Annotated in this window: 20 protein-coding genes and 1 pseudogene; 2 read left to right on the forward strand and 19 right to left on the reverse strand. The window is 64.2% G+C overall.

Features of this window, described 5'->3' with window-relative positions:
* Positions 1-41: 41 nt before the first annotated feature.
* Complete coding sequence (locus BN1130_RS17255) at positions 42-3,017, reverse strand: sensor domain-containing phosphodiesterase (RefSeq protein ID WP_042043489.1); 2,976 nt, start codon at positions 3,015-3,017, stop codon at positions 42-44.
* Between the two features lie 97 nt (positions 3,018-3,114).
* On the opposite strand from BN1130_RS17255, the gene BN1130_RS22390 reads away from it, so the two are divergent.
* On the forward strand, positions 3,115-3,285 hold the full coding sequence (locus BN1130_RS22390) for a rhodanese-like domain-containing protein (RefSeq protein ID WP_157014073.1): 171 nt from the start codon (positions 3,115-3,117) through the stop codon (positions 3,283-3,285).
* 48 nt (positions 3,286-3,333) lie between these two features.
* Here BN1130_RS22390 and BN1130_RS17260 read toward each other — a convergent pair whose 3' ends face one another.
* Entirely contained in the window at positions 3,334-4,338 is a 1,005-nt protein-coding gene (locus tag BN1130_RS17260; protein ID WP_042043491.1) for a hypothetical protein, read from the reverse strand.
* A 211-nt stretch (positions 4,339-4,549) separates the two neighbouring features.
* On the opposite strand from BN1130_RS17260, the gene thiI reads away from it, so the two are divergent.
* The gene (gene thiI, locus BN1130_RS17265; RefSeq protein ID WP_042043493.1) at positions 4,550-5,998 is read left to right on the forward strand and encodes a tRNA uracil 4-sulfurtransferase ThiI; all 1,449 of its coding nucleotides are present in this window, start codon (positions 4,550-4,552) and stop codon (positions 5,996-5,998) included.
* A 324-nt stretch (positions 5,999-6,322) separates the two neighbouring features.
* Here the strand turns inward: thiI and BN1130_RS17270 are convergent, their stop codons facing one another.
* From BN1130_RS17270 to BN1130_RS17350, 17 genes and pseudogenes are all read right to left on the reverse strand, one after another.
* Positions 6,323-6,565 carry a DUF2274 domain-containing protein gene (locus BN1130_RS17270; RefSeq protein WP_042043494.1) on the reverse strand — a complete coding sequence of 81 codons (243 nt, stop codon included), beginning with the start codon at positions 6,563-6,565 and terminating at the stop codon, positions 6,323-6,325.
* Positions 6,562-7,845, reverse strand: coding sequence for a TraB/TrbI/VirB10 family type IV secretion system protein (locus tag BN1130_RS17275; protein WP_042043495.1), 1,284 nt, complete (start codon positions 7,843-7,845; stop codon positions 6,562-6,564). The genes BN1130_RS17270 and BN1130_RS17275 overlap by 4 nt, the downstream gene beginning before the upstream one ends.
* Before the next feature lie 2 nt (positions 7,846-7,847).
* The gene (gene trbG, locus BN1130_RS17280) at positions 7,848-8,852 is read right to left on the reverse strand and encodes a P-type conjugative transfer protein TrbG (RefSeq protein WP_042043496.1); all 1,005 of its coding nucleotides are present in this window, start codon (positions 8,850-8,852) and stop codon (positions 7,848-7,850) included.
* Positions 8,849-9,553 carry a conjugal transfer protein TrbF gene (gene trbF / locus BN1130_RS17285; protein WP_042043499.1) on the reverse strand — a complete coding sequence of 235 codons (705 nt, stop codon included), beginning with the start codon at positions 9,551-9,553 and terminating at the stop codon, positions 8,849-8,851. Before trbF ends, trbG begins: the two co-directional genes overlap by 4 nt.
* Before the next feature lie 24 nt (positions 9,554-9,577).
* Positions 9,578-10,972, reverse strand: coding sequence for a P-type conjugative transfer protein TrbL (trbL, locus tag BN1130_RS17290; protein WP_042043500.1), 1,395 nt, complete (start codon positions 10,970-10,972; stop codon positions 9,578-9,580).
* Complete coding sequence (locus BN1130_RS17295) at positions 10,969-11,271, reverse strand: EexN family lipoprotein (protein ID WP_006452427.1); 303 nt, start codon at positions 11,269-11,271, stop codon at positions 10,969-10,971. The genes trbL and BN1130_RS17295 overlap by 4 nt, the downstream gene beginning before the upstream one ends.
* An 11-nt stretch (positions 11,272-11,282) precedes the next feature.
* Positions 11,283-12,020 (reverse strand): P-type conjugative transfer protein TrbJ, encoded by a 738-nt coding sequence (gene trbJ, locus BN1130_RS17300; protein ID WP_042043503.1) that lies wholly within the window; start codon positions 12,018-12,020, stop codon positions 11,283-11,285.
* A pseudogene (locus BN1130_RS17305) lies at positions 12,017-14,327 on the reverse strand (conjugal transfer protein TrbE). Before BN1130_RS17305 ends, trbJ begins: the two are co-directional and overlap by 4 nt.
* Before the next feature lie 11 nt (positions 14,328-14,338).
* A complete protein-coding gene (locus BN1130_RS17310) occupies positions 14,339-14,611 on the reverse strand; it encodes a VirB3 family type IV secretion system protein (protein ID WP_031692077.1) in 273 nt (90 codons plus the stop codon).
* A complete protein-coding gene (locus BN1130_RS17315; RefSeq protein WP_031692075.1) occupies positions 14,608-14,991 on the reverse strand; it encodes a TrbC/VirB2 family type IV secretion system protein in 384 nt (127 codons plus the stop codon). The genes BN1130_RS17310 and BN1130_RS17315 overlap by 4 nt, the downstream gene beginning before the upstream one ends.
* The gene (trbB, locus tag BN1130_RS17320) at positions 14,988-16,034 is read right to left on the reverse strand and encodes a P-type conjugative transfer ATPase TrbB (protein ID WP_042043505.1); all 1,047 of its coding nucleotides are present in this window, start codon (positions 16,032-16,034) and stop codon (positions 14,988-14,990) included. The genes BN1130_RS17315 and trbB overlap by 4 nt, the downstream gene beginning before the upstream one ends.
* On the reverse strand, positions 16,031-16,507 hold the full coding sequence (locus BN1130_RS17325) for a CopG family transcriptional regulator (protein WP_042043506.1): 477 nt from the start codon (positions 16,505-16,507) through the stop codon (positions 16,031-16,033). The genes trbB and BN1130_RS17325 overlap by 4 nt, the downstream gene beginning before the upstream one ends.
* The gene (locus BN1130_RS17330) at positions 16,504-18,501 is read right to left on the reverse strand and encodes a conjugal transfer protein TraG (RefSeq protein ID WP_042043507.1); all 1,998 of its coding nucleotides are present in this window, start codon (positions 18,499-18,501) and stop codon (positions 16,504-16,506) included. The genes BN1130_RS17325 and BN1130_RS17330 overlap by 4 nt, the downstream gene beginning before the upstream one ends.
* A gap of 235 nt (positions 18,502-18,736) precedes the next feature.
* Positions 18,737-19,015 carry an EexN family lipoprotein gene (locus tag BN1130_RS17335; protein WP_042043508.1) on the reverse strand — a complete coding sequence of 93 codons (279 nt, stop codon included), beginning with the start codon at positions 19,013-19,015 and terminating at the stop codon, positions 18,737-18,739.
* Positions 19,012-19,956 carry a LysR family transcriptional regulator gene (locus BN1130_RS17340; protein WP_042043510.1) on the reverse strand — a complete coding sequence of 315 codons (945 nt, stop codon included), beginning with the start codon at positions 19,954-19,956 and terminating at the stop codon, positions 19,012-19,014. The genes BN1130_RS17335 and BN1130_RS17340 overlap by 4 nt, the downstream gene beginning before the upstream one ends.
* A gap of 184 nt (positions 19,957-20,140) precedes the next feature.
* Positions 20,141-21,139, reverse strand: coding sequence for an MlaA family lipoprotein (locus BN1130_RS17345; RefSeq protein ID WP_042043590.1), 999 nt, complete (start codon positions 21,137-21,139; stop codon positions 20,141-20,143).
* A 58-nt stretch (positions 21,140-21,197) separates the two neighbouring features.
* Positions 21,198-23,388: efflux RND transporter permease subunit (locus BN1130_RS17350; RefSeq protein ID WP_198135301.1), on the reverse strand; the 2,191-nt coding region annotated here is incomplete at its 5' end.

Below are 23,388 nucleotides of genomic sequence, written 5' to 3' on the forward strand. Positions count from 1 at the left end.
GTCGTTATTTTATTACGAAAAGCCCTATAAAGCATACTTGTTTAGCCGCTTGATAACGGCGTCAGCAGACTCTCCAGTGCCTTGACTGGCAGTGGGCGGCTGGTGAGGAAGCCTTGATAGTGCTGGCAGCCGAGGTGTTTGAGTATGTCGAGTTGCTCCTGCTCTTCGACCCCCTCGGCGGTGACGGTGAAGCGAAACACCCTTGCCAAGTCCAGGATGGCCTTGACGATGGCTCTGTCCTGTTCGCTGTGCACCAGGGTCTGAATGAAGCTGCGATCCAGCTTGACCTCGTCCGCGGGCAGATCCCGCAGATAGGCGAGGGATGAGTAGCCGGTGCCAAAGTCATCGATGGAGAGCAAGATGCCGAGCTCCTTGAGCTGATGCATACGGGCGATACTCTCCAGCCTGTTCTCCAGTACCACGGATTCGGTGATCTCGAGCAGGAGGCGGGAGGGGGGCACCCCGGTGTCACGGAGTATGTACTCCACCTGTTGCACGAAACCGGCGGTATGGAACTGGCGAGCGCTGACGTTGACCGACAGGTGGGGGATCGTGAATCCCTGATTGAGCCAGAAGCTGTATTGGGCACAGGCCGTCTTCATCACCCAGTAGCCGATGTCCTGAATGAGGCTGGTCTCCTCGGCGATGGGGATGAACTCCCCGGGAGGCACCATGGTGCCATCGCTCTTCTGCCAGCGCAGCAGGGCTTCTATGCCGGAGAGGGCACCGTTGTCGACCCGGTATTGCGGCTGGTAGTGCAGCAGCAGTTCGTGATTGCGCAAGGCATTGCGCAGCTGGTTGCTGAGGGCGAGTTTGCTGCGCTCCTTCTCGGCCATGGCCTGACTGAAGAACACATAGCTGCCCTGACCGCCGCGTTTGGCCATGTGGGCGGCGGTATCGGCTTGCTGCATCAGGATCAGGTGATCCTTGTCCTCTCCCGAGAACAGGCTGATACCGATCGAGGCGCTGCAGTGCAGTTTGTGGGATTCGATATCAAACGGAGCCCGAAATTGACCCATCAATTCACGGGCAAAGTGCTCTGCCAATATTTTGGCGGTCACATAGCCCTGGCCCAGGGCGGTGAACAGCAGGGCAAACTCGTCCCCCGAGGTCCGGGCCAGCACCAGATTGTCCTGGGGCAGCTCCTTGAGGCGTGCGACCACGGCCTGTAGCAACATGTCGCCATAGGCATGACCCAGGGAGTCGTTGATCGACTTGAAGTTATCCAGATCGACCAGCAGCAGGGCACCCCACTGGCCATTGGGCTCGCTCAGGGTGCGATTGAGGGCATCGGTCAGGCTGCGGCGGTTATAGAGGCCACACAGATCGTCGTAGTAGGCGAGCTGTTCGATATTGCGGGCCGCCTCTTTCTCCTTGCTGACGTCATAAAAGCTGCAGACCAGGTGACCTATCTCCCCATGTTCATTTCTGACGCCGCTCACCATCAGTCTGACCGGGAACAGGTTGCCGGCCTGATTGAGGCACTGCTCCTCCCCAATCCATAGTTCCTGATTGCGCACCGTCTGCCACACCTCCTCTTTGAGGCGATCGCCGTAATAGGGGGGGCGCAATCGGTCAATGTGCTGGCCCACCATCTCGCTCTGCGCAAAGCCGGTGATGCGGCAAAAGGAGTGGTTGACCTTGAGGATGGTGCCTTGGCTGTCGGTCACCAGCAGACCATCGTGGGTGTTGAAGGCCACCTCGGCCAGGCGCAGGGCATCGTCGGCAGCCAGACGTTGTAGCTCGATGGCGGCCCGCTTGGCCTGGGAGGTGAGTACGTCGAGCAGCGGCATGGGATCAGCCAGTGGCTGGTCAAGCAGCAAGATGAGCTGGCCTATGGGGCCCTGGGTCGGCAGGCTCAGGGGGATGCCGATGAATGCCTTGGCATCGTGACTGAGCAACTTGGTGGCGCTGGGGTAGCGCAGCGCCAGATCTTCGATGTAGAGCGCCTGACCGTGGTGAAACAGCTCGGCGCTGGGGCCGGGATCCAGTCCCATGGCGGGCCAGTGTTGCGGTTCACCCTTGAGCCTGACATGGCGCGGTATGACCCAGAGATCCTTGCCCCTCGGTTGGTATTCACCCACCCAGCCCAGGCTGGCGCCACTGATATGACAGGCCCAGCTCACCAGGGCTTCACAATAGTCGATCCCCGTCATCAGACTGAGTTCGCCGGGGAGGGAGAGGGCCTGAGCGGCCTCGCTGGCCATCTCCTCAACCTGAGGCTGCCAGTGGCCCAGTTGCTGGGCGCAGTGGCGCACCAGTTGCAACATCTCCTCGTTGAGCAGCGTGGGGGTCTGGTACTCCAGACTGAGCACGCCGATGAGCCTGTCCTGATCGAGCAGGGCGGCATCGAGGCGTGAGTGGACATTGTCCTCGCTCAGGTAGTAGTGCTGGCTGAGCATGGGCTGGTGGGCGGTTTCGGAGAAGCTCAATGCCTTGCGGGTGCGCAGGGCGCGAATGTAGCGGCTGTCGCCTCGAATGGCCGCAAGGGGCGTGGCCGCCCTGCTGGCATCGGTGCCATCCCAGCCGAGGGAGAAGACAGGGGTGAGCTGCTCGCCCCCCAAGCTACCGCTGGCCTGGTAATGCCAGAGGGCGAGCCGGTCTGCCCCCAGGGTCTCTTTCAGACTCTCGAGCATGGGGGCAAATTGCTGCTGGCTCGCCATCTGGCTGAGTCTGGGCAGGTGAAGGGCAAGGTCTGCCGTGATTTCCTGGGACTGGGCCTGCAGGCAGATGAGCCAGAAGGCATCCTGCTCGTGGGAGAGGGCAATCTGCCAGAGGATGCCGTCGAAGCGAAGATGGAGCCGACCGCTTTGGCCCTTGGCCAGCATCTGCTCTATCGGGCCGCGCAGGGCCTCCGGCAACTGGGCAGGCCAGGGCGCTCTGGGTTCATCGAGCCAGTGCAGCGGGGTTTGCATCACATCCGTCAGGGCAACCAGTCGTTGGCTACGAGCGTCCAGGCGAAAGAAGAGGGGCGTGGACGAGGTGGGCACTGGTTGACGAAGTGCGATAGACGACATGAGGGGAAACATCCTGTTGAGCGACTGCCGGAGGGCCAAGAATACTGCATATTGCGGGCAAACAAAATTTCGTTGAAGCCTAAATTAGTGTTGTCTAATGCTGTGGCGAGCTATCGCTGGCTGGCGTCTTGCCGATGAAACGGATCCTGATTGTTGGTGGTGTGGTCATGGGGGCTGCCGCCTGCTCAGCCAGCACGACGTCAAGGTGAAGAAGCTCTCCGGCGGCTTCAAGACCTGGCAGGTGGCGTCCCTGCGCGATCCCTCATAGCTTGCGAAGGCTGATTGTGAGCGGGGGGCTTGCTGTTTCCCCCTCTGGTTAACCGTGGCGGATCTGGCCGAGGCGGGTGAAACCGTGCAGGCTCTTGCGCCGCAGGAAGTGGCTCTTCTTGATGGGATGGAAGACGAGGGGCCGAGCCAATGCCGCATTGGTGGCCTGCAGGCGGCTGAGCTGGTGCGCGGCCCCTGGCGCCGTGCTGATCAGCAAGGTCAGCGGCAGCACGAGGGGCGCCATGGCGGCAGCCTGAAGGGTGGAGGATAACCGGGTGTCTAGCTGTTCATCCTCGAGATGGTCCCTCGCCCTGGCAAATGCCGTCAGCATGGGTGGGGTCGCTCCTCCTTCCTCCAGTCCCTTGATAAGGGTGGCGAGCGCCTCATGAAACCCGGTCAGGGCCAGGGTAAAGTCAGGGTGACGGCGTTTGGCGAGCAGGGTATCGAAGGGGAGTGTCCCCAGATGTGCCGGCAGGCGCAGGCCAATCTCGAGGTGGAAGCACTCCTGACCCCCTTGAGGTTGGTAGCGGGATTCGGCCAGGTGGAGCAGGCGATCCAGGTAGTCATGGTCGGTGATGAGGATGCCATCGTGGGTCAGTGCCCACTCCCGGGCCAGGTACATGGAGAGGAGATTGGCCAGGCGCCGCGCCATGCGAATGCCCCCCTCATCCTGGCTGGCCAGGCCATGGCCGAGGCAGTATTGATGCAGGTGGGTCAGCCCGGCCTGGGCCGGGCAGAAGCAGTCGTGATTGGCGCCTTGCTGCCAGCGGTCGATGAGCGCCTTGTTGCCAAAAACCCGGTGACGGACAAAGCTCGGGGCGAGCAGGGTGCCTAACTGTTCTATTAACCGGGGGGTGATGGCATCGAAGTCGGCGGCGCTGGGGGAGGGTGCCAGCAGATTGCTCTGCTGGGTCAGCAGGTCGAGCAGGGGCGGCAGTCGGCTCTGCTCGCTCAGGGTGAATACGAAGGCGAGCCGCTCCAGCCAGAGCAGTGCGAACTTGAGCCAGAGCTCATCGCGCACCTCCATGCCGGGGTAATAGATAAAGGTCTTCATCTCGAAGTGATCGCCGCTTGCGTCGCCAGTAACAGAGGAGGGGCAATATACCCAGTTCCCCTGAGCGCGGCAAACGGCTGCGGTCATGTTTGCCAATAGGCTCAGGCCCTTGCGGAGAGGCGACCCGCGTCCCCACGCCATGCCGGTAGGCGATGGCGGCAAGCTCTGCTATAATTCGCGCCCTTTTGTTAAGGTCACTCGAGTCAATGACATGAAGTTCATCATCAAGCTGTTCCCAGAAATTACCATCAAGAGCAAGTCAGTGCGTCAGCGCTTCACCAAGATGTTGCAGGGCAATATCCGTAACGTGTTGCGCCGTTTCGACGAGGACGCCCGCGTGCGAATGGATTGGGACAAACTGGTGGTGAGCTCGCGCAACGATCACTTCCACACCCGCTATCTGGAGACCCTGGCCTGTATTCCCGGCATCCAGTATTTCCTCGAAGTAAAGGTGAGCACCTTCACCGATTTGCATGACATCTTCGAGCAGACTCGCGCCGTCTGGGGCGACAAGCTGCAGGGCAAGACCTTCTGTGTGCGAGCCCGCCGGGTCGGCAAGCACGACTTCAGCTCCCTGGAGCTGGAGCGTTATGTGGGTGGTGGTCTGAATCAGCACTGTGAAAGCGGTGGTGTACGGCTGAAGAAGCCCGATGTCCAGGTCAACCTGGAGGTCGAGAATGACGATCTCTACATCATCAGTGCCGTGCACCACGGCCTCGGCGGTTTCCCCATGGCGACCCAGGAAGATGTACTGAGCCTGCTCTCCGGTGGTTTCGACTCAGGGGTGGCCTCCTATCAGTTCATCAAGCGCGGTTGCCGCGTCCATTACTGCTTCTTCAATCTGGGTGGTGCCGCCCATGAGATCGGGGTCAAGCAGGTGGCCTATTACCTGTGGAGCAAGTTTGGCGCCTCCCACAAGGTGCGCTTCACCGCCATCGACTTCGAACCCGTGGTGGCCGAGATCCTCGAGAAAGTGGACAACGGCCAGATGGGGGTGGTGCTCAAGCGCATGATGATGCGCGCCGCAGGCCAGGTGGCCGATTACTTCCAGATCCCGGCCCTGGTGACTGGCGAGTGCGTGGGTCAGGTGTCGAGCCAGACCCTGACCAACTTGAACGTCATCGACCGGGTGACCGACAAGGTGATACTGCGCCCGCTCATCACCTGGGACAAGCCGGACATCATCAGCCAGGCGCGCCACATCGGTACCCTGGAGTTTGCCGAGACCATGCCGGAGTATTGCGGTGTCATCTCCAAGAAGCCGACCATCAAGGCCGTGCTCTCCAACATCGAGGCGGAGGAGGGCAACTTCGACTTCGCTATTCTGGACAAGGTGGTGAGCGAGGCTCGTCATCTGGATATCCGCCGGATTGGTGAAGAGACGTCAGCCCAGGTGCAAGAGGTGGAGACCACCCAGGTACTGGCCGCAGACGAGATCATCCTGGATATCCGCTCCAATGATGAGCGCGATGAGAAACCGCTGGTGGTCGAGGGGCGTGAGGTGCTGCATATCCCCTTCTTCAAGCTGGCGACCGCCTTTGGTGACCTGCCGAAAGAGCAGACCTATCTGCTCTATTGCGATCGCGGCGTGATGAGCAAACTGCAGGCGCTCTATCTGAAAGAGCAGGGCTTTGACAACGTCAAGGTCTATCGCCCCTGAGCACCAGGCTCGGGCATGGTGCGGCACCTCGCGGTGCCGCCAATAAAAAATGTCCGCTGTCAAGTCCATAGTGCAGACATACAGCGGTGCGAAAGGCCTTACGGGGCAACAGGTTAGGCCAGATTTCGGCCATCGAGTGCTCTTGCTGCTTTTCTCGCTAGGTGGCGCATAGGCGCTTCGCGGTAGCAAGCCCAGGGGCGGCGTAGCGGGCAAGGTCGCACTGTCATCATAGCCGTGGCTTGTCGCAAGCAGCCTCTCAAAGCGACAGCGCAGCCGGTAGGCTGCGCTTTCGTTTTCGAGTGAATGGTGGATGCGTCAGCATCGTCAACTCGGATTCGGCGGCGGCGCCTTGCTCGCCCCTCCCTTCCTGAATCCCCGGTCGCCGGCGATGAACGCCTCCAGCATGTGCGGGATCAGCGTCACGGCATCGACCGCCTCGCCATACGCCTGCGCGTGCAGCGCGGCGTAGTGGTCGAGGTCGGCTTTCAGGCTGGTTGGGCAGGCAAAGGTCAGCTTCGTGGATTCCGTTTTCGGTAGCGGGCCGAGCCGCAGCTTGCGCGTCGTCATCGTGAAGTCCCCTTGTTGAAGAACAACGGCTGGTAGGGCCGCAGCACCAGATCCCGGTTGGCGATGATGCGAACCGGCAGGCCCGGCCGCTCGGTCAGCGTCGGCTGGATGTTCATGTTGCGCCGGGTCATCTCCTGCCCGACCTGATTGATGCTGTCCTGCGCGCTGTCGCGCCCGGCGATGATGATGCGGTCGCCATCCTGGCGGTTCTCCGGCGCGGCCAGCTCGGCACCAACGCCCAGCAGCGTGGTCAGCGCCGCTCCGGCGAAGATGCGGCCCCAGTGGTAGTCCACGTCGTCTTCCAGCCCGGCATAGCCGGCCGGGTCGGCTCCGACCAGGTTGTCGAGCGTGAGCGAAGACGTGTCGGGCAGAATAATCCGGTTCCAGACGACTTGAACGCGGCTCTGCCCATAGCTGACCTGGCTGTTGTAGCGGCCGAGGATGCGCGAACCCTGCGGGATGAGCAGAAAGCGCCCGGTAGCCGTGTCATAGACCGGCTCCGTCACCGTGGCGATCACGTCGCCCGGCAAGTCCGACTTGATGCCCGTCACCAGCGCCCCGGCGATGACCGTCCCGGCCATCACCTGATACGGCGAGGCCGGCATCGTCAGAATGCCGGAATTTCGGGTCTCTGTACTTCCGGCTTTCTGGAACGCCTCTTTCTGGTCTTGCCGGTTCTGTATCGCCGTCGGATCGGCGGGCTGCGCTGCCGTAGAGGCTGGCCCGGCAGCCATCGGGTCGAACGCCGCAATGGCGGCGAAGCCCGGCGCGGCGGTAGCCTGCGACTGCGCCACCGGCGCAGCCTTCTGCGTGCCAGAGCGAAAGAACACCGATGAACCCGCGGCCGCTTCGGCTTCCTTGCGCAGGGCATCGTTCGGGTCGTGCCCGGGGGCCGCATAGGCGGCCGTCACCGGTTGCTGCGACTTGACGATGGCCGGGCCAAGATCGCCCGGCAGCGGCGGCCCCAGCTCGGGCACCTTGGGCGGCAAGGCCGGCGGCAGTTTGGAGTAGTCTGCTGGCAGCGCATCCAGCCCTTCGGACTTGGAGACACGATCGACGTTGTAAAGCTCGGTCTGTTCACCAGCACCACGCCGCTGCGGTTGCAGCGACCACATCAGCGCGCCGAGTACGGCGACCGACAGGCCGCCGGTGAGGATGGCCAGCGTGCGTCGGTTCAGGCGCGTGACCGGGCGCGGCTGGGCGCGTAGCGCCACCGCCTCGGGCGCGATCTTGCCCGCCGCCTGCGGCGCGGCGAGGTCGGGAGTGTCGTCCTGGCTCATTGTCAGTTCCTCCGCGCCACGCCGTCAGTGCGCTCGATCCGCACCACGTCACCACCATCGCCGCCCAGGCGCAGTTCGGCCGCGCCAAAGAGGCGATCCACGATGTAATAAGGCGAGCGGAAACGGTAATTGACGAGCTGACCATCACCCTGCGCGCCGATGACGAACAGCGGTGGCAGTTCGCCTTGGGCGATACCCGGCGGGAACTGGATATAGACCTTCTCGCCGTCGTCAAACGCCCGCAATGGCTTCCACGGCGGATTGCTCCCTGACACCGCGTAGCGGAAACGGATCTTCTCCAGCGCCAGGCCGGTATCGACCGGCGCGGCTGTCTGTGCGGCCTGCGACTGGCGTTGCAAGGCCAGCATCCGATCTTTCGGGTAGTCCCATGACACCGACGCCATCCATGCCTTTTCCGTCGAGGTCAGTTCCAGCAGGTACGTCCGGCGGCTGGTGGTGATGACCAGATTGGTTTTCAGGCCCGAGCGAGTGGGCTTGACCAGCACGTTGACGCGCAGCGCCTCGCCGCTGCCGCTGGACGTGTCGCCGACGATCCAGCGCACGGTATCGCCAGCGGCGACCGTCACCAGTTCCTCGCCGGGCTGGAGCGAAACCACGGTGACGCGCCCCGGCGCGGCATAGACTTGATACAACGCGCCGTCGCTGTACGGCCACACCTGAATCGCGTTGACGTAGCCCTCGCGGGTCGGCGCGATACGCGCCTCGGCATTGGCGCGCGAGACGCGCACCTTCTCGTCGGCCGGCTCCGGCACGGTCGCTGCCTCGTCCAGCTCCGGCAGCGGCTTCAACTGCGCCGGCAGCGCCAGCGGCTCGGGCACGGCGACGACTTCGACCGGCTTGGGCGGCTCGGGCAGCGGCTGCGCCTGCACCGGCTCATCGAGCGAGATGGACGGCGGCGGCTTGCCCTGCGAGGCGCAGCCCAGCAATGACGACGTGGTGGCCGCGAACATCAGCACGAAAGCGTAAAAGCGAAAAGGCAGGTTCATGGTTTGGCTCCTTCGGAAGAATCCAGTTCGCGGCTCCACGACAGGCCGTTGACGTAGATCCCCAGTGGGTTCTTGCGCAGGCGCTGTTCGGTGCGCGGGGTTTGCAGGACAGTGGAAAGCACGGCGTTCCAGCGTTCGGTGCCAGCGGGCGCGCCATTGACGAACCGCTGCTCCGTCCAGCGGACGTTGAACGAGGCATCGCTGGCGCGCGTAACGCTGGTGATCTGCACCGTCACCGACTCGCGGCCGACGCGGGCGAACGGATCGTTCTTGCTGGCGTAGTCGTTGAGCACGGCCGCGCCGCGGTCGGTGGTGTAGTCGTAGGCATCGAGCCAGTTCTGCCGCACCACGATGGGGTCGATGGACAGCGAGCGCACCAGCGTCACGAAGCGCGCAAGGTGATGCGCGATCTGCGCATCGGCAGGCCGGTACGGCGTGGCGGCCTCGCCCACGGTACGCACCTGGCCGGATTGATCGACTTCGATGACGTAGGGCGTGACGATGGACTGCGCCGAGCGCCACACCAGGCCGCCGGCCATCAGCAAGGCCAGCACCAGGCAGCCGAAGGCCATCAGCCGCCAGTTCTTCGCCTGCACTCGGGCCGAGCCGATGCGTTCGTCCCACACCTGGGCGGCGGCTTGATACGGAGTGGCAGGCTGCGGCGTATCGGCATAGCGCACCTGCGGTCGTTTGAATCGCATGGTCAGTTCTCCTTGTGAATCGCTTTAGTCGTCGGAGCCGCGCAGGCTCGGGCCTTGCCCGGAGCCGCCGCCATCGCCACCGCGCAACGTGTGTGCGGCAGTGGTCGCGGCATGGGTGATCTGCTGGCGGCGGTGCATCCGCTTGGCCCATGCGGGCTGCTCTTGCTTCTGCGAGCTGGCGGCGCTGTCTGTGGCTTCGCCTGCGGCCGCCTGGCCGGAGCCAGCACCACCGGGCGCAGCACCGGCACCGGCTTCTGTGCCGTTCCATCCAGCGCGGAAAGAGCCGGCCATCTTCTGCGCTGCGCCGGACGCGCCAGATGCGGCGCTGCGCCCGGCAGACTGCGCGCCGGTCTTGGCGACATTGCCCAACCCGGCCATCGCGCCCTTGGCCCCTCCGCCCGCAGCGGCGGAACCAGCCTGGAACGCCGAGCGTGCGCTACCGGCCGCCGAGGTGGCGGCACGCGCACCGGCGCCGGCCAGCTTCGCGGCTGCCGGCGCCATGCGTGCCCCGGCCACGACCGCACCGCCCACGCCCGTCGCGGCAGCACCAATGGCAACGGCCGTGCCGGTGGCGCCAATGGCAGCACCGGCCATCGCGCCTGCGCCAAGCTGCGGCGCACCGGACACCAGGCCGGTTGCGATGCCCGGCCCATAGATGCCCAGCGCCAGCAGCGCGAGCGAGGCCAGCATCACGACAAGGGCGTGATCGATGGAGGGTTCGTCGGGGTGAACCTGGAACTCCGCGAACAGGCCCGAACCGATGCCGACGATGACGGCCAGCACCAAGACCTTGATGCCCGACGACACCACATTGCCGAGCACTTTTTCCGCGAGAAACGAGGTCTTGTTCCAGAGCGCGAACGGCACCAGCACGAAGCCGGCGAGCGTGGTCAGCTTGAACTCGATCAGCGTGATGAAAAGCTGGATCGCCAGCACGAAGAAACACAGGATGACGGTGAGCCAGGCGAGGAACATCACCACGATGGGATCGATGTTCACGAACACTTCGGGGAAGCCCGCCATGTCGCCGATCTGGTCGAGGATCGGCGCGCCGGCGTCGATGCCGGTCTTGGCCAGCCGCCCCGGTTGCAGGAAGTTCTCCATCGTCATGGTCGAGCCGGTGGCCGTCAGGCCCAGCCCGGCGAACGAACGGAACACGATGCCGGCCAACCAGTTGAAGTTGCCGATGATGTAGGCGAAGGCACCGACGTAGAGCACCTTGCGCAGCAGCTTGGCGATCACGTCCTCGCCCTGGCCTGTGGCGTGGCTCATGGCCCAATACAAGCCGGCGACGGTCATGTCGATGACGATCAGCGTGGCGGTCAGGAACGCCACTTCACCTTGCAGCAGACCGAAACCCGAGTCGATGTAGCGCGAGAACGTATCGAGGAAGCGGTCGATGATGGTCACGTCGTTCATGGCGTGTCCTCTCCAATGGGTTCATCGAAGCTCGCCGGAATCGGCGGCAGCTCGGCCAGCGTCCGGTATTCATCCGGCCCGGCTTGGCCGGAGAAGAAGCGCCGCCGGAACGCTTCGGCGGCGGCGCGGCAGTCGTCTTCGTCCACGGCCCGCCGGTCGGCCGCGCACTGCGCACGCAACGCCTTGAGCCGCACGGGATCGGCAACCAATGCGTCGGCCAAGTTCTCTGCTGGCTGCTGGCCGCACGCGGTCAGCAGCAGGGCCAGCAGCGAAACCGACAAGACGGGAGCGCATCGCATGGCCGCCTCCGTCAGTTGTTGTAGAAATTGATGGACTGCGGCGTGTACGGCGTGCCGCTGCCCAGGAAGCGCCGCCGCACTTCGCGGGCGCGCTCGGTGGCCGCCGCCTGCCGCGCCAGTTCCAGCGAGGCCGAGCGGTCTTGCGTGATCTGGAGCTGCTGGGACTGGATGGACTGCTTGGCCTGCAAGGCAAGAAGCTGGTTGGTCGCCTGCTGCGCCTGCAAGGCACCGGTGGCCGACTGGCTCTGGCTCACGAGGTCGGCCAGCGCGCTTTCGTCTTGGGCCAGGTTCTGCGACACCTGCGCCTGCATCCGCATCGCGGTATGCAAGCCATCGAGCGTGTTCTTCCAGCGTTCGCGGGCGTCCTGCGCCATGCGGTCGCCGCTGATGGTCGCGGCGTACTGCTCCGGGTACAGACGGGCAAACGTGGCATCCATGCTCTGCACGTCGTAGGCCAGTCCCTGTGCCTCGGCGATCAGGCGTTCGGTGGTGGCGAGCGTGGAGCGCAGGCGGTTGACGATGTTGAAATCGAGGCTCGTCAGATTGCGGGCCTGGTTTATCAACATCTGCGCCTCGTTTTGCAGTTGATTGATCTGGTTGTTGATCTGCTCCATCGTGCGAATTGCCGTCAGCGTGTTCTGCACAAGGTTGGCGGGGTCGATGAACGTGAGCGCTGATGCGGGCTGCGCGGTCAGCAGCGTCACCGACAGCACGGCAGTCAGGGATACGGAAAGAGCACGGGTCTTCATGGCGAAACCTCCAGCGGTTGAGAAGCGAGGAAAGAAGCCGCCGCAGGCGAGGACGGCAGCAGGTCGGCGGCCCAGTCGAGGCCGCGATGGCGCAGCCACGCACCGGCGAAGCCGGGAGCGCCGGCCTGCGTCAGCACGCGGTCAATGTCGCGTTGGTCTTGCGGTGTGGATGCGCCCGCGAAGGCGAGCGCGGCCGGCCCCAGGTCGAGGTCGAACAGGCGATTGCCGAGACGCGATTGGTAGTAGTAGTCGCGCTTGGGCTGGGCGGTGGCGACGATCTCGATTTGCCGGCTGTTGAGGCCGAAGCCCTCGTAGATCGTGCGAATCTGCGGTTCGGTCGCCTGCGGGTTGGGTAAGAAAATCCGACTCGGGCAGCTCTCGATGATTGCGGGCGCAATGCTCGAATCCTTGATGTCCGCCAGACTCTGCGTGGCGAAGATCACGGACACGTTTTTCTTGCGCAGCGTCTTCAACCATTGGCGAATGCGCGCGGCGAAAGACGGCTCATCGAGGAACAGCCACGCCTCATCCAGAATCAGCAGCGTCGGCGCACCGTCGAAACGCTCATCGAAGCGGGCGAACAGGTAGCGCAGCACCGCTTGCACGGCGGCGGGGCTGTGCATCAGTTCTTCCATCTCGAAGCCCTGTACGTCACCGAAGCCGAGACGATCGGTGTCCGCGTCCAGCAGCTTGCCGTGCGCGCCACCGAGCACATAGGGCGCGAGTGCCTGCCGTAGCGCGTTCGATTGCAGCAGCACCGAGAACCCGGTCAACGTGCGCTGCTCAACAGGAGCACCGGCCAAGCTGCCCAGCGCCGACCAGATGACCGCCTTCTCGTCCGGGCCGACCGTCACGCCCTCATGCAGCAGGCGGCCTTCCACCCATTCGGCGGCCCAGGAGCGATAGCTTTCCCGGTCGATACGCGCGAGCGGCTGGAAGGCAATGCCGCCATCGGCACCCAAGTCGTAGTGCTCGCCGCCCAGGCCCAGGATGGTGGCGCGCATCGAGCGGCCCATATCAAAGGCGAATACGCGCGAGCCGCGATAGCGGCGGGCCGTCCAGGTGGTCGTTCTTCTCCGGCCCGGCCCATACGGCGGACAGCGGCATCATGTGCGCCAGGTTCAGCGTCGAGACGATGGGCTGGCGGACATTCGCATAGGCATTGCCGGGGATGGACGACAGCCACGCATCCACGGCATTCAAAGTCTCGGGGATGGTCACGAAACCCCGGCCCTGGATGACGCGCTCCACCATGCGCAGTTTTTCGTCGGCCGCGGCTGGATCGGCATCGAGCACCGTCACCGTTGCAGTGAAGTGACCGAAGGCCACCTGATCGCCACCTAGCTCCTGCATCGCGGCATCCGCGTCGGCCGCCTTGTTGCTCGCGTCGGTATCGACCAGCGGGCTTTCCTGCTGGAAGATGGTTTCGCGCAGCAGCGCCACCACGTTCTTGCGCTTGGCGAACCACTGGCGGCGCAGGCGGCCCAGCTCTTTTTCCGCTTCGGCTTTGTCCAGGCAGAGAAAGCGCGTGCTCCAGCGGTAGGCGAAGCCCAGGCGGTTGAGATCGTCCAGCAGGCCCGGCCAGGTCGAAGTCGGAAAGCCGCGCACCGACACCACGCGCAGGTGCTGGTCACCCAGCGTCGGCGCCAGGCCGCCGACCAGCGCGGAGTCGGCCAGCAGTGCGTCGATATGGAACGGCACTTCGGGTACGCCCACGCGGTAGCGCCGCGTGGACACCGTGGCGTGCAGGTAGGTCAGCGTCTCGGCGTCATCGAGCCAGGCGATTTCCGGCATCACGCCATCGAGCAAGTCGAAGACACGATCAGTTTCCGCTACGAAGGCTTCGAGCCGGCCGTGCCAGTCGACGCCGTCGCCGGGCGCGTTCTCGTAGAGCAGCTTGGCCGCGCGGGCGCGCGATTCTTCGGGCGGCAGGTACGCGAGCGTCAGGTGATAGCCGCTCTCGAAGTGATGCCCCGATTCCTCGAAGGCGGCGCGGCGTTCCTCGTCCACGAGCCAGGACAGCGGTTCGGGAAAGTCAGAATGCGGGTAGTCCGCCGCCGGTCGGCGCTCGGCCTCAATGAACAAGGCCCAGCCCGAACCCAATCGGCGCAGCGCGTTGTTGAGCCGCGCTGATGTGGCGATCAGTTCGCCCTGCGTTGCGCTGTCCAGATCAGGCCCGCGAAAGCGCGCCGTGCGCTGGAAACTGCCGTCCTTGTTCAAGACGACACCCGGCGCGATCAGGCCGGCCCAGGGCAACCAGTCGGCCAGCAGCGCGGGGCGCTGGCGGTATTCGGCAAGGTTCAGCATGGCGGCGTCCCCTACACGTCCAGCAGCGGTTTGTGCTTGATGTGCCGGGCGAAGACCTGCATGAACTGCGGATCGACGCGCGCGCCCCAGACCGCCAGCGAATGGCCGACGATCCAGAGCACCGCACCGGGAATCCACAGTTGCAGGCCCAGCCCGACGGCGGCGGCCAGCGTGCCGTTGGCAATCGCCACGGTGCGCGGCGCACCGCCCATCAGGATCGGCTCGGTGAGTGAGCGATGCAGCGGCACCTCGAAGCCCGCCGTGAAGGCATCCGGGGCACTCATACGACCGCCCCGCCGGAGAACGAGAAGAACGACAGGAAGAACGAGGACGCCGCGAACGCGATGCTCAACCCGAAGACGATCTGGATCAGCTTGCGGAAGCCGCCGCTGGTATCACCGAAGGCCAGCGCCAGGCCGGTGGAAATGATGATGATGACTGCGACGATGCGCGCCACCGGCCCCTGGATGGATTCGAGGATCGAGGTCAGCGGCCCTTCCCAGGGCATCGAGGAACCGGAGGCTTTCGCCGTGCCGGCCGTCATCAGCATGATGGCGGCCAGCAGCAGGCCGTGCTGCGCCGGCGCGGCCAGGCGACGCAGGCGCGCGAAGGCCGAAGCCGGATTTACGGAAATGCGGAAAGCATGGATGTGCATCTGCGTCATGGCAGTTCTCCAGAGGGTTCAGAGGACGGGGAAGGAACTGGCGGCAGCTCGGGAAACGGCGTTTCCAGCGCGTCCGCCATGCGATAGCCCACGCCGTCGAAGCCGACGACGCGGGCGATGCTTTCGACGTGGCGCTTGCGGCCACGCCCGGCGATGTGGATGACGACGTTGATGGCCTCGGCGATCAACGCGCGCGGCGGATTCACCGCCACTTCAAGAATCAGTTGTTCCAGGCGCAGCAGCGCGCCCAAGGCGGAACCGGCGTGAATCGTGGCGATGCCACCGGGGTGGCCGGTGCCCCACACCTTGATGAGATCCAGCGCCTCGCCGCCGCGCACCTCGCCGACGATCACGCGGTCGGGGCGCAGGCGCATCGTGGCGCGCACCAGCTCCTGCATCGACACGACGCCGGCCCGCGTGCGCAGCGGCACATGGTCGCGGGCCGCGCATTGCAGCTCGATGGTGTCTTCGAGCACCAGCACGCGGTCGCCGGTGGCGGCGATCTCGGCCAGCAGCGCGTTCGCCAGCGTGGTCTTGCCGGTACTGGTACCGCCGGCGATCAGGATGTTCTGCCGCTCGCGCACGGCGCGGCGCAGGAAGTCCGCCTGGCCGGCAGTCAGAATGCCGTCGGCCACATAGCGATCCAGGCCGATGATGCTCACGGCCCGCTTGCGCAGTGCGAAGGCTGGCCCCGGTGCGGCCGGCGGCAAGATGCCCTCGAAACGCTCGCCCGTCTCGGGCAATTCGGCGGTCAAGAGCGGTTGGCCGCGATGGACTTCCGCGCCGACGTGCGCCGCAACAAGCCGGATGATGCGTTCGCCGTCGGCTTCGGGCAGCTCGACGCCCAGCGGTGCGCGGCCCGACGACAGCCGATCCACCCACAGGGTGCGATCAGGGTTGAGCATGATTTCCACCACGTCCGGGTCTTCGAGCGCGGCGGCGATCAGCGGCCCCATTGCCGTGCGCAGCATCTGGATGCGGCGATCCTGTGAAGTGCTGGCCGACGAGCGTGGTTCGGGCGGGATCTGCGGAACGGCGCTCATGAGGCACGCTCCGTAGCACGTTCATGGGCTTCGGCGAGCGCCGCCGCGTCATCCATCCGCATCGGATCGGGATGCAGTTCTTCCACCACGTCGCGCACCAGACTGCGGCCGCGCAGCAGGTGCCTGCCGAGCTGTTCGATGAACTGCTCGAAACGCGCCTTGCCCTGCGCGCGGGCTGCGTCCTGATGCGCCTCGGGCACCGGCGTGCTGACGGTCAGGAAGTAGCGGATGAACAGCGCAAGCGTTTCGATCTGGATGTTCTGGTCGCGCTCCAGCCGTTCGGCCTGCCGCGACAGGCGATCCAGTCGCTTGGCGATGGCGGCCTCGCGCTGGTCGCCCGCGTCCGGCGACAGCCAGGACGCCAGCGCGGCCGCGACGATGGACGACTTGGACACGCCTTTCTTGGCGGCGAGTTCTTCCAGACGCTTGGCGTGCTCGTGCTGGATGAACAGGTTGAGGCGGTATTGGCTCATAGGTCGATTCCGTCGTTGGGGTCAAGAGAGGCCAGCCGCGCCGTGCGCTGCATGGCCGGGTCAAGCTGGCCTGGGAGCGGCAGCGGCAGGTCGTCGTCGTCATCGAGCAGCGCGAGGTCATCGGGCGCATCCAGCTCGGGGTCGTAGGCGACGGATTCGGAGAGTTCGGGTTGGCGGCGCGGGCCGCCGTCGTCGGTGCCGCCCAGGTCATCGGCGGAGGCCGTGGCTGATGCGGCGGGCACGGCCGGAATCGCCAGGCCGCTCCAGTCGTCGGCGCGAGCCGGTGGCACGTCGGCGTACTGCCCAGCCGCCAGCGCGGGTGGTGGCAGCACGCGCTGCTTGAAATTGGCGTCGGCGTAGTAGCGCAGCTTCTTGGCCTTGATCGGCGCCACGCTGGACACCATCACCACGGATTCATCGGGCGGGAGCTGCATCACTTCGCCCGGCGTCAGCAGCGGGCGGGCCGTCTCCTGCCGCGACACCATGAGATGCCCGAGCCACGGCGCGAGCCGGTGGCCGGCGTAGTTGCGCTGCGCGCGCAGCTCGGTGGCGGTGCCCAGCGTTTCGGAAATGCGCTTGGCGGTGCGCTCGTCGTTAGTAGCGAACGTCACCCGGACATGGCAGTTGTCCAGAATCGAATGGTTCTGGCCGTAGGCTTTGTCGATCTGGTTGAGCGACTGCGCGATGAGGAAGCTGCGGATGCCGTAGCCGGCCATGAAGGCAAGCGCCGTCTCAAAGAAGTCGAGCCGGCCCAGCGCCGGAAACTCATCGAGCATCAGCAACAGCTTGTGGCGGCGTTCGATGCCATCGCTGCCATCGAGCGATTCGGTGAGGCGTCGCCCGATCTGGTTCAAGATGAGCCGGATCAGCGGCTTGGTGCGGCTAATGTCCGAAGGCGGCACCACCAGATACAGCGATACCGGATGCTCGGCGGAAATCAGGTCGGCGATGCGCCAGTCGCAGCGCGACGTGACTTCGGCCACCGTGGGGTCGCGGTACAGGCCGAGGAACGACATGGCCGTGGACAGCACGCCAGACCGCTCGTTGTCGCTCTTGTTGAGCACCTCGCGCGCGGCGGACGCGACAACCGGGTGCGGTGCATCACCCAGGTGCTTCGTCGTCATCATCCGGTGCAGCGTCAGCTCAAACGGGCACGCCGGGTCGGAGAGGAAGTTGGCGACGCCGCGCAGCGTCTTGTCCTCGCCCGCATACAGCACATGCAGGATGGCGCCGACCAGCAGCGCATGGCTGGTCTTTTCCCAATGATTGCGCTTCTCCAGCGCGCCTTCTGGATCGACCAGAATGTCTGCGATGTTCTGCACGTCACGCACTTCGTGCGCACCGCGCCGAACCTCCAGTAGCGGGTTGTATGCGGCCGACTGGCCATCTGTAGGGTTGAACAGCAGGCAGTGCGAGAAGCGCGAGCGCCAGCCGGCAGTGATCTGCCAGTTCTCGCCCTTGATGTCATGGATGACGGCCGACGCAGGCCAAGAAAGCAGGGTCGGCACCACCAGACCCACGCCTTTGCCTGAGCGCGTGGGCGCGAAGGTCAGGACGTGTTCCGGGCCTTCATGCCGCAGATACTGGCGATCGTGCTGGCCAAGGAACACCCCGGCAGGGTGCGTGAGGCCGGCTTTCCGAATGTCCTCCCCGTTCGCCCAGCGTGCCGAGCCGTAGGTCGTGACTAGCCGCGACTGCCGCGAGCGCCAGATCGACATGCAGATGGCGACCAGCACCGCCAGCAAACCGCTGCCTCCAGCGATGGCACCGCCCGTGACGAAGACGCGCGGCGCGTAGGCGTCGAAGAAGAACCACCACTCGAACAGCCGCCAGGGGTGGTAGATCGGCGTTCCGAGAAGATCGAACCACGGCGAGCCAAGGCGTACTTGATAGCCAAGGGCGGCGGCTGTCCATTGTGTGGCGCTCCACACTCCGGCGATCACGATCCCGAAAACCACGGTGATCTGACCGAACAGAACGTTCGTTCCCTGCAAGACCTAGCCTCCGATCTCTACTGAGCTGCTTCCTCGTGGAAGAAGCGGCACAAGGACGTGCCGCAGGCGTCAGGATCGGTGCCGGGTCAGTACCGGTCAAAGACCGTTATCAGCAGAAAGGTCAATAAAAAGGAAAGAATTCGTGCGGTGTCAAACCAAAGAGAAATGCCGCAAACACGGGCGCGTTGCGGCGTGTCGAACCAAAAAAGAAGGCGATGCCGCGAGCCGCCAACAATCAGAGCTTGGGCGACTCTTTCGGCGGGATATATGGGGTTTCGCCGTCGCCATAGAACCGCTTGCGCGTAGCTTCGGCGACGCGGTTGCATAGCACGTCACCCAGCATGGGGCGGTCGGTCTTGCATTGCTGGCGCAGACCCTTGAGCTGCTCTGGATTGGCTACTAGTTGCTCCACCGTCTGGATGTCTGTCCCCGAGTCGGCAGCTTTTTTAGGTTTTTCGGATTGGCCGCACGCGGTCAATCCGGCCACCAGCAAGGACAGGATGACTTTCTTCATGGCATTGGCTCCTCTGGAGGATCAGGGTTGCGGCCTCGTATCGGCCTGGGAGGCTCAAATGATTCGATGGCTTTTACGCGCTCGATGAACCGTGCCAGTTCGTCGGACGGATATCCGTCAAGATGAAGCAAATAGGTCGTCAACGGCGGCACGCGCAGGGCCAGCGGTCGGGCCACGACACCTGGCTCACGGCTCGCAGAAATTTGTGCGGCACCCGCCAGCCCGAGCGCGAAGCCGGCTGATACTAGTGCCATCATCAGGTCGCAGGAAGCGACGCGCTCTGCAATCAGAGGCTCCACCTCGGTACGACGTAATACTCGTTCCACATGCTTGGCATGGCCTTCACACACCTGCGGATCACATAAAACCAGCGGATAGCGCAATAACTCATCCAAAGGGATGCGTTTGTGAGCCAACAGCGGATGCCGGGCGGGCACGGCCACCATGAGAGCATCGCTCCAAGCGGGCATGGCGACAATGCCATCGCCCACCTCGTTGGATTGGGCGAATCCCACGTCGTATAGATCGCTGTGAAGCCCTTTGATTTGCTGCGATAGTGGCACCTCGAAGAAGCGGGTTTCGACCTCGGGTTCTTCCTGGCGGCAAAGTACGAGCAAAGCAGATAGGCGCGACGACGTGATACCGTCGGACAACGCCACGCGCAATTGCCCATGAAAGCCATTTGCCGCTGCTTTCACGCTGTCTCGCGCCTGTTCCAGGGCAGAGAACACACGGCGCACATGCTCCAGGAACAATGTTCCGGCATGAGTCAACCGTGTGCTGCGGGTGGTACGAGCAAAGAGCGCCGCGCCCAGTTCTTCTTCTAGTTCCTTGATAGCTCGCGACAGAGGCGACTGCTCAATATGCAGTCGCTCAGCAGCCCGCGCGAAGTGGAGCTCTTCGGCCACTGCGAGAAAGTAACGTAGATGCCGGAGGTCCATGTATCAACGATCCTGTTGGTCAGCCAACACCGAACCCGTTCGCCAGTGAGCCAAGCGCGGCGCTAGGTGAAATGCGTCACATGCGGCAAGTAGCGGGCGGTTCGCGCTCTTGACTTTGCTCCGGCTGCTGGACGTGGACTTCGAGAACCGAAATAGATAGCGGAAAGGAGTGCCGCCTAGCGAATCAGTCACGATTGCTCCGCAAGTCCTGTTCAATCTGGCGATTCCGTCGTTGCGCCCAGACTTCACGCACGAAGGTGTAGTCATCCATCGCGTCCTTGCGGGCTTGATCCAGCGGAAGCAGTCGTGCACGACCATCCACCATCTGCATGATCAGCAGCTTGTCGGTAACGCTGGAACTGTCGATCCGAGCAATAAGTGCCATCTGCTCGTCGCCGACGAAAGCGACCGCGTCTCGTACCGTGCGGGGTCCCAGTCCCGGCATCACGAGATAGCGAGAGTCCCGCCAGCCCCAGGTTGCGAGTGTTTGACCAAAGTCTTCTCCATCGCGCCGCGGGATGCCGAAGTGGGTGGCCGGGTCGAACACGCCTGCGATGCCCACTGTGCTGTTGACAAGGAAGCGTCCGAGCGACTGCCCTGCGTGGGCAGGCCTGCCCTGCATTGCCTGGTTGAGGGCGGTGGCCGGGAGGCCCAGGTTGGTGAAGAAGCGCGACACGCCTGACTGCACGGAGTCGGGGATGGCCTTTTCGTAGCCCGCGGCCACGGGACGGAGTACGAGCCGGTCGAGCACGTTGTTGAAGCCGTGCATTTTGCGGTTGAACCCTTCCCAGGGATCGCTCACCGGCGGCGTCCCGTATAGGTCTTCGGCGTCCTGCTCTGCCTGCGTAATCGTCGCGGTCGGATGAGCACTGTCGATCGAGGCCTGAGCGGAGGACCCGTTGCGGGCGGCCTGCGAGTTGTGGCCAGCAACAGCGACGTGGGCATGGCCATCCCTATCCCCATCCCGACTTGACAAATGGGCCGCGGGACTCTCAGTTTGAAGGGGCAGCGGTTCGGTAGGTGTCGCTGGCTGTCGCGCCTCAGTCGAAGAAGCAACGAGTGCCCAATAGGTGGGCTGCGCTTCGCTAGATGCTGCGGCGGGCTGCTGCTTGACGGCGTTACTGGCGCATGCACTCGTGGCTAGTGCGATCGCCGTGAGCACAAGTGATTGGATGGTTTTCATTGAATGGGTTCTTTCGCGAGAGCGAAATGAGCGACGGTGGAACAAATGCTTTCGGTCTTCATTGCCATGGGAGGTCACCCTCAGGCGCGGTGGGGAATTGAAGTTTGGTCGGTGTTTGCCGACGCTTCGGCGTACAACGCTGGACAAGGTCGTCCACAACTTCATAGAGCACGGGGATCACCAGCAAGCTCAGAAGCGTGGAGGTGATGAGGCCGCCGATCACGACAATGGCCATCGGCGCGCGAAAGCTCGGGTCGGCGCCGAAGCCCAGGGCAATGGGCAGCATCCCGGCACCCATGGCCAAGGTCGTCATCACGATGGGACGTGCGCGCTTGTGGCAAGCGTCGAGCAGCGCATCGAGCCTGGACATGCCGTGGTCGCGCTGAGCCACGATGGCGTACTCCACCAGCAAGATGGAGTTCTTGGTGGCGATGCCCATCAGCATGATCATTCCGATCATGGCGGGCATGCTGAGATTGGTGCCGGTCATGAACAGCGCCAGGATCGCCCCCGGGACCGACAACAGCAGTGCCCCGAGAATCGTCACCGGCTGCACCCAAGCATGGAACAGCAGCACCAGCACGATGTAGATGCAGGCCACGCCCGTTCCCATAGCCAGCAGGAAACTCCGGCCGAGTTCGTTGGAAGTTTCCGCTTCGCCGATGTCGTTCTTGACCAGACCAGGCGGCAGGTGGGACAGGCTGGGCAGCGCGGCGGCGCGCTGCTGCACATCGCCCAATGCCTGCCCGTTCAGTTCGATCTCGAAGTTCACGTTGCGCAAACGGTCAAGGCGATTGATCTGCGCGGGGCCGCTGGCGATCTCCACCTCCGCCACGTCACGCAGCGGCACCGGGCCGCGTGCGCCCGGCACCGTGAGCTGACGCAGCAGTTCGAGGTCTCGCGTCGCGTCGTCGGGCAGCCGCACCACGATCGGCACCTGGCGCTGGCTCAGATTCAGCTTCGGCAGGAACTGGTCATAGTCGCCCAAGGTGGCCACACGCACCGTCTCTGCGATTGCGTCGGTGCTCACACCCAGATCCGCCGCGCGCGCAGTGTCCGGGCGGACGATCAGCTCGGGCCGCTGCAGGCTTGAGGTGCTGGTCACTTGGCCGATCCCTGCCAAGCTGCGCAGCTCCTTCTCCACCGTGGCCGCATGCTGTGCCAGCAGTACGCTGTCCTCGCCGGAGAGCACTAGTGTGTAAGTTTCGTTCGCAGCCACCCTGATGCGTGCGCCAGCCACATCCTGCAGGCGGGGGCGCAGCTCACGCTCGATCTGCTGCTGGCTCATGCCCGGGCGCTCCTTGCGTGGCGTCAGGTTCAGCGTCAGGTTCGCCGTGCGCACCTCGGCCGCGCTGGGCATCGGACTGCCTCCGGCGCTGCCGCCGCCAACGGCGGTATAGACCATCGTCACATGCGGATGCGCGGCCACGGCAACGCGAACTTGCTCGGCGATGGTGCGCGTTTGCTCGAAGGTGCTACCGGGCGGCAACTCGACGCTGATCCGGGTCTGGCCCAGGTCGGCCGGCGGCATGAAGTCGCCCTTGATCGCACCGGTCAGCAGCGGGATGCAACTGGCGATGCCGAAAGCCACCATCATCGCCAGCGTCGCGCCCTTGTGCGTGAATGCCCAGCGCGCGGCCTTCAGATAGGCCGACATCCAAAACGGATCGGTATGGGGCCGGGTGGGCTTCTTCAGCAGGTAGGCGGCCATCATGGGCGTTAGCAACCGTGCCACGACCAGCGAGAAGAACACCGCGATGGATGCTGTCCAGCCGAACTGCACGAAGAACTTGCCGGCCAAGCCACTCATGAAAGCTGTGGGCAGGAAGACGGCGATCAGCGTGAAGGTGGTGGCGATGACCGCCAGCCCGATTTCGTCGGCTGCCTCGCGGGCAGCCACCAGCGGCTCCTTGCCCTGCGCCAAGTGGCGCATGATGTTCTCGATCTCGACGATGGCGTCGTCCACCAGGATGCCGACCACCAGCGACAACGACAGCAAGGTGATGACGTTCAGCGTGAACCCCATCCATTGCATAACCAGGAAGGTGGGGATGATCGACAGTGGCAGTGCCACGGCGCTGACGAACGTCGCGCGGATATCGCGCAGGAATAGCCCCACCACCAGCACCGCGAGCACAGCGCCTTCGATGAGCAGCAACATGCTGCCTTCAAAGTTTTCCACGACCGGATCGACGGCATTGAACGCCTCCGTGAGTTCGATGTCCGGCCGTTCCGCCTTCAGTACGGCG

The organism is Aeromonas rivuli (assembly GCF_000820045.1).
Classification (GTDB): domain Bacteria; phylum Pseudomonadota; class Gammaproteobacteria; order Enterobacterales; family Aeromonadaceae; genus Aeromonas; species Aeromonas rivuli.

Bases quoted from the DNA above. Each gene is read 5' to 3' on its own strand.
- thiI (WP_042043493.1), top strand. From the start codon at position 4,550: ATGAAGTTCATCATCAAGCTGTTCCCAGAAATTACCATCAAGAGCAAG.
- BN1130_RS17310 (WP_031692077.1), bottom strand. From the start codon at position 14,611: ATGAGTGCCCCGGATGCCTTCACGGCGGGCTTCGAGGTGCCGCTGCAT.
- BN1130_RS17340 (WP_042043510.1), bottom strand. From the start codon at position 19,956: ATGGACCTCCGGCATCTACGTTACTTTCTCGCAGTGGCCGAAGAGCTC.
- trbG (WP_042043496.1), bottom strand. From the start codon at position 8,852: ATGAACCTGCCTTTTCGCTTTTACGCTTTCGTGCTGATGTTCGCGGCC.
- BN1130_RS17295 (WP_006452427.1), bottom strand. From the start codon at position 11,271: ATGCGATGCGCTCCCGTCTTGTCGGTTTCGCTGCTGGCCCTGCTGCTG.
- trbB (WP_042043505.1), bottom strand. From the start codon at position 16,034: ATGAGCGCCGTTCCGCAGATCCCGCCCGAACCACGCTCGTCGGCCAGC.
- BN1130_RS17275 (WP_042043495.1), bottom strand. From the start codon at position 7,845: ATGAGCCAGGACGACACTCCCGACCTCGCCGCGCCGCAGGCGGCGGGC.
- BN1130_RS22390 (WP_157014073.1), top strand. From the start codon at position 3,115: ATGCTGTGGCGAGCTATCGCTGGCTGGCGTCTTGCCGATGAAACGGAT.
- BN1130_RS17255 (WP_042043489.1), bottom strand. From the start codon at position 3,017: ATGTCGTCTATCGCACTTCGTCAACCAGTGCCCACCTCGTCCACGCCC.
- BN1130_RS17270 (WP_042043494.1), bottom strand. From the start codon at position 6,565: ATGACGACGCGCAAGCTGCGGCTCGGCCCGCTACCGAAAACGGAATCC.
- BN1130_RS17260 (WP_042043491.1), bottom strand. From the start codon at position 4,338: ATGAAGACCTTTATCTATTACCCCGGCATGGAGGTGCGCGATGAGCTC.
- BN1130_RS17345 (WP_042043590.1), bottom strand. From the start codon at position 21,139: ATGAAAACCATCCAATCACTTGTGCTCACGGCGATCGCACTAGCCACG.
- trbJ (WP_042043503.1), bottom strand. From the start codon at position 12,020: ATGAAGACCCGTGCTCTTTCCGTATCCCTGACTGCCGTGCTGTCGGTG.
- BN1130_RS17325 (WP_042043506.1), bottom strand. From the start codon at position 16,507: ATGAGCCAATACCGCCTCAACCTGTTCATCCAGCACGAGCACGCCAAG.
- BN1130_RS17315 (WP_031692075.1), bottom strand. From the start codon at position 14,991: ATGACGCAGATGCACATCCATGCTTTCCGCATTTCCGTAAATCCGGCT.
- BN1130_RS17335 (WP_042043508.1), bottom strand. From the start codon at position 19,015: ATGAAGAAAGTCATCCTGTCCTTGCTGGTGGCCGGATTGACCGCGTGC.
- trbF (WP_042043499.1), bottom strand. From the start codon at position 9,553: ATGCGATTCAAACGACCGCAGGTGCGCTATGCCGATACGCCGCAGCCT.
- trbL (WP_042043500.1), bottom strand. From the start codon at position 10,972: ATGAACGACGTGACCATCATCGACCGCTTCCTCGATACGTTCTCGCGC.